General features: G+C 43.2%; 2 tRNA genes and 3 rRNA genes. All 5 read left to right on the forward strand.

From position 1 onward, the window contains the following. Positions 1-533: 533 nt before the first annotated feature. Positions 534-2,029, forward strand: a 16S ribosomal RNA gene (locus LS70_RS09585). Positions 2,030-2,137: 108 nt separating this feature from the next. Beyond that, positions 2,138-2,214: transfer RNA gene (locus tag LS70_RS09590), tRNA-Ile, on the forward strand. Positions 2,215-2,232: 18 nt separating this feature from the next. Then, positions 2,233-2,308 (forward strand) — tRNA-Ala (locus LS70_RS09595). A 570-nt stretch (positions 2,309-2,878) separates the two neighbouring features. Continuing rightward, positions 2,879-5,762: ribosomal RNA gene (locus tag LS70_RS09600) — 23S ribosomal RNA — on the forward strand. Between the two features lie 208 nt (positions 5,763-5,970). After that, positions 5,971-6,086: ribosomal RNA gene (rrf, locus tag LS70_RS09605) — 5S ribosomal RNA — on the forward strand. The 16S, 23S and 5S rRNA genes sit together here with 2 tRNA genes alongside, the layout of an rRNA operon. The last annotated feature ends 33 nt before the right edge of the window (positions 6,087-6,119 follow it).

Raw genomic sequence — 6,119 nt, forward strand, 5'->3', positions numbered from 1 at the left:
CTTAAGCTTACTTAGCTATAATTCCATTTCCTTTTTTGCACTAAATTTTAACCTCTTATTAGCTAACACTTATGCGTTTTATCACTAACGCTTCTTGTTTTTTATATCAGGCTTTAATTTAATGTAGAAATGTTCTTTAACTTTTTATGATTTATGTAATAACATCAATTAAAGTTAAATGATCTTTGACAACTAAGCAGGAAATAATTCTAGAACAACAACTTCTTAAATTATTTTCTAAATCTTATACAACATAAACTCATTTATTACTTTGTAGTTTTATGTAAGATGTAAGCTTTATTTTTAAATCTTTTTAGTTTTTTAATAGAAAAGGATTAAAGAATCTTAGCTTACATTGCTTGTAAAACAAAAGTCTAAACAGAGATTTTGAGATTTTAGGACAAACTAATCCAACACGATTCCTTTAAATGGAATCCCCTTTAATCTTTAAAGTAGAAATACTTTATCAAGAGAAAAGGATTCTATAAATCTATTCTCTTTATTGTTTTAATAAAGATTAAAGATTTTAACTTTTTATGGAGAGTTTGATCCTGGCTCAGAGTGAACGCTGGCGGCGTGCCTAATACATGCAAGTCGAACGATGAAGCTCTAGCTTGCTAGAGTGGATTAGTGGCGCACGGGTGAGTAATGCATAGGTTATGTGCCCTTTAGTCTAGGATAGCCACTGGAAACGGTGATTAATACTGGATACTCCCTACGGGGGAAAGTTTTTCGCTAAAGGATCAGCCTATGTCCTATCAGCTTGTTGGTGAGGTAATGGCTTACCAAGGCTATGACGGGTATCCGGCCTGAGAGGGTGAACGGACACACTGGAACTGAGACACGGTCCAGACTCCTACGGGAGGCAGCAGTAGGGAATATTGCTCAATGGGGGAAACCCTGAAGCAGCAACGCCGCGTGGAGGATGAAGGTTTTCGGATTGTAAACTCCTTTTGTTAGAGAAGATTATGACGGTATCTAACGAATAAGCACCGGCTAACTCCGTGCCAGCAGCCGCGGTAATACGGAGGGTGCAAGCGTTACTCGGAATCACTGGGCGTAAAGAGCGCGTAGGCGGGATAGCAAGTCAGATGTGAAATCCTATGGCTTAACCATAGAACTGCATTTGAAACTGTTATTCTAGAGTATGGGAGAGGTAGGTGGAATTCTTGGTGTAGGGGTAAAATCCGTAGAGATCAAGAGGAATACTCATTGCGAAGGCGACCTGCTGGAACATAACTGACGCTGATGCGCGAAAGCGTGGGGAGCAAACAGGATTAGATACCCTGGTAGTCCACGCCCTAAACGATGAATGCTAGTTGTTGGGGTGCTTGTCACTCCAGTAATGCAGCTAACGCATTAAGCATTCCGCCTGGGGAGTACGGTCGCAAGATTAAAACTCAAAGGAATAGACGGGGACCCGCACAAGCGGTGGAGCATGTGGTTTAATTCGAAGATACGCGAAGAACCTTACCTAGGCTTGACATTGATAGAATCCGCTAGAGATAGTGGAGTGCTAGCTTGCTAGAACTTGAAAACAGGTGCTGCACGGCTGTCGTCAGCTCGTGTCGTGAGATGTTGGGTTAAGTCCCGCAACGAGCGCAACCCTCGTCCTTAGTTGCTAACTATTTGGTAGAGCACTCTAAGGAGACTGCCTTCGCAAGGAGGAGGAAGGTGAGGACGACGTCAAGTCATCATGGCCCTTACGCCTAGGGCTACACACGTGCTACAATGGGGTGCACAAAGAGACGCAATACCGTGAGGTGGAGCAAATCTATAAAACATCTCTCAGTTCGGATTGTAGTCTGCAACTCGACTACATGAAGCTGGAATCGCTAGTAATCGTAGATCAGCTATGCTACGGTGAATACGTTCCCGGGTCTTGTACTCACCGCCCGTCACACCATGGGAGTTGTATTCGCCTTAAGTCGGAATGCCAAATTGGCTACCGCCCACGGCGGATGCAGCGACTGGGGTGAAGTCGTAACAAGGTAACCGTAGGTGAACCTGCGGTTGGATCACCTCCTTTCAAGAGAAACCACTAAATATTCGTTTATTTAGTGCAATATCTTTATAAGTGCGTTGTTCTTTAAAGATTCCTGCTTAGTTTTCAGAGATTATTTGGCTTTAAAAGTAGGGGCTTATAGCTCAGGTGGTTAGAGCGCACCCCTGATAAGGGTGAGGTCGGAGGTTCAAGTCCTCCTAAGCCCACCATAAATATTATCATCTCTAGGGGAATTAGCTCAGCTGGGAGAGCGCCTGCTTTGCACGCAGGAGGTCAGCGGTTCGATCCCGCTATTCTCCACCAAATGCTATTACATAAGAGTTGATAAACAATATAATAAAAATAAAAGTATAAACAAAGAGTCAATACTTTTAGATAATAAATATAGCTTTATGTGTTTAAGAATTTAGATTTAAGCAATTAAGTTTTAAAGTTTAAATGTATAAGTTTATTTATTGATTGCAATTTTTTTATTGTAAGTTTATTTGTTGCAATTTTGTTTATTACAAGTTTATTATTAATAGAAATCTTTTATAAGAATGATTCTAATGTAAGTGTTTGTCTTTTAAGAATCAAAAAAAGAATAGATAATAGAGATAATAAAAGCAGATAAGTTTATGAACTTATTGGCTTATGATTCTTATTATTCTGATAATCTTTTTTAGTTTTTAGTTCTTTAAATTATCTCTAGTGATAAGATAATAAAGACTAAACATTTACATTAGAATCTTTATAAGATTAGAGATTCTAAATGTTATTTAACAACACATTGTTCAAGCCTATATAAGTAATAACTACAATCACGCATATAACCAAAGATTGTTTTAATGAACTTACATTCATTAAGGCAGTGGCGTTAAAGAATACAAAGTCAGTTAAGCTTGTGAAGGGCAAATGGTGGATGCCTTGGGTAGTAGAGGCGATGAAGGACGTACTAGACTGCGATAAGCTATGGGGAGCTGTCAAGAAGCTTTGAACCATAGATTTCCGAATGGGGCAACCCAATACATAGCAATATGTATTACCTTGAATGGAGCGAACCTAGTGAAGTGAAACATCTCAGTAACTAGAGGAAAAGAAATCAATAGAGATTCTCTTAGTAGCGGCGAGCGAACGGGGAACAGGGCAAACCAGTAGCTTGCTACTGGGGTTGAGGACTGCAATATCCACTAAAATACCTTAATAGAACATTCTGGAAAGGATAGCCATAGAGGGTGATAGTCCCGTATATGAAAAGGTATTTTTAGGTAGCAGGATCCAGAGTAGGTCAGGGCACGTGAAACCCGGGCTGAAGCAGGGGAGACCACTCTCCAACCCTAAATACTACTACTACACCGATAGCGAACCAGTACCGTGAGGGAAAGGTGAAAAGAACCGCAGTGAGCGGAGTGAAATAGAACCTGAAACCATTTGCCTACAATCATTCAGAGCCCTATGATTTATCAGGGTGATGGACTGCCTTTTGCATAATGATCCTGCGAGTTGTGGTATCTGGCAAGGTTAAACTAATGTGAAGCCGTAGCGAAAGCGAGTCTGAAAGGGCGATTTAGTCAGATGCTGCAGACCCGAAGCTGAGTGATCTATCCATGGCCAAGTTGAAAGTGGGGTAACACCCACCGGAGGACTGAACTCGTACCCATTGAAACGGGTTGGGATGAGCTGTGGATAGGGGTGAAAGGCCAATCAAACTCAGTGATAGCTGGTTCTCTTCGAAATATATTTAGGTATAGCCTCAAGTGATAGTAATAGGGGGTAGAGCTCTGATTGGGCTAGGGCTGCTCACCGCGGTACCAACCCCTGTCAAACTACGAATACCTATTACCGTATCTTGGGAGTCAGGCGGTGGGTGATAAAATCAATCGTCTAAAGGGGAACAACCCAGACTACCAACTAAGGTCCCAAAGTTCTATTCTAAGTGGAAAATGATGTGAAGTTACTCAGACAACCAGGAGGTTGGCTTAGAAGCAGCCATCCTTTAAAGATAGCGTAACAGCTCACTGGTCTAGTGATTTTGCGCAGAAAATATAACGGGGCTAAGATAGACACCGAAGTTGTAGATTGTGCTGATGCACAGTGGTAGAAGAGCGTTCGCATCTGCGTTGAAGCCATACCGGTAAGGAGTGGTGGAGCGGTGCGAAGTGAGCATGCAGGAATGAGTAGCGATAAAAGTGGTGGGAATCCACTTCGCCGAAAATCTAAGGTTTCCTACGCTATGCTCGTCATCGTAGGGTTAGTCGGGTCCTAAGACAAGTCAGAAATGGGTAGTCGATGGAAAATAGGTTAATATTCCTATACCAACATTAGTGTGCGATGGGGGGACGCATAGGGTCAAGACAAGCTGACGGATAGAAGTGTCAGTCGAAGGGTGCAAGTAAGAAGATTGGTAAATCCGCTTCCTTTTCCCAAACCCAACAGGCATACCAAAACCTTCGGGTAGCGGTGTGAATTGTTAAGATCGTCGTGCCAAGAAAAGCCTCTAAGTTTAGCTAATGTTGCCCGTACCGTAAACCGACACAGGTAGATGAGATGAGTATTCTAAGGCGCGTGAAAGAACTCTCTTTAAGGAACTCTGCAAACTAACACCGTAAGTTCGCGATAAGGTGTGCCACTTTAAGTGGTCTCAGCAAAGAGTCCCTCCCGACTGTTTACCAAAAACACAGCACTTTGCCAACTCGTAAGAGGAAGTATAAGGTGTGACGCCTGCCCGGTGCTCGAAGGTTAAGAGGATTGGTCAGCCGCAAGGTGAAGCCTTGAATTGAAGCCCGAGTAAACGGCGGCCGTAACTATAACGGTCCTAAGGTAGCGAAATTCCTTGTCGGTTAAATACCGACCTGCATGAATGGCGTAACGAGATGGGAGCTGTCTCAAAGAGTGATTCAGTGAAATTGTAGTGGAGGTGAAAATTCCTCCTACCCGCGGCAAGACGGAAAGACCCCGTGGACCTTTACTACAGCTTGGCACTGCCGATGGGAGCATTATGCGCAGCATAGGTGGGAGGCTTTGAAATCTTTACTCCGGTAGAGATGGAGCCACCGTTGAGATACCACCCTTAATGTTTCTGTCTGCTAACTAGCTTGAGTTATCCTCAAGTAGGACAATGCCTGGTGGGTAGTTTGACTGGGGCGGTCGCCTCCTAAAAAGTAACGGAGGCTTGCAAAGGTTGGCTCAAAATGGTTGGAAATCATTTGTAGAGTGTAATGGCATAAGCCAGCCTGACTGTAAGACAAACAAGTCAAGCAGAGACGAAAGTCGGTCATAGTGATCCGGTGATTCTGTGTGGAAGGGTCATCGCTCAAAGGATAAAAGGTACCCCGGGGATAACAGGCTGATCTCCCCCAAGAGCTCACATCGACGGGGAGGTTTGGCACCTCGATGTCGGCTCATCGCATCCTGGGGCTGGAGCAGGTCCCAAGGGTATGGCTGTTCGCCATTTAAAGCGGTACGCGAGCTGGGTTCAGAACGTCGTGAGACAGTTCGGTCCCTATCTGCCGTGGGCGTAGGAAAGTTGAGGAGATCTGTCCCTAGTACGAGAGGACCGGGATGGACATACCACTGGTGTAGCTGTTGTCCTGCTATGGGCATCGCAGCGTAGCTACGTATGGATGTGATAAACGCTGAAAGCATCTAAGCGTGAAGCCAACTCCAAGATGAACTTTCCCTGAAGGTCGCAGGAAGACTACCTGCTTGATAGGGTAGGGGTGTAAGCATAGTAATATGTTTAGCTGACTACTACTAATAGACCGTTTGGCTTAATTGATAATAAGCCACTGCCTTAATGAGTGTAATACTATTAAGAACAAGATAGGTTATAAAGACTTAATGGAATCTCTTTAAAAAATACATTAAGAAAATAGAGATTGTAGTTACTTAAGAGTTAGAAATAATTAACTAAATGATAGAAATCTAAACTCTTAAGACTTTAATAGGCTTCAATAACATAGCTTACTATGGCATTACATTGTCATCTTCGTGCTGATAGAGAAGAGGTCCCACCTAGCTCCATTCCGAACCTAGCAGTTAAGCTCTTCTTCGCTGATGATACTGCTCTTTGCAAGAGTGGTAAAGTAGGACGGTGCGGAGATGAGAGTGTAATGTGATGTGTTGATTCTGCATT

It is taken from the genome of Helicobacter sp. MIT 11-5569 (genome assembly GCF_000765695.2).
Lineage (GTDB): Bacteria > Campylobacterota > Campylobacteria > Campylobacterales > Helicobacteraceae > Helicobacter_D.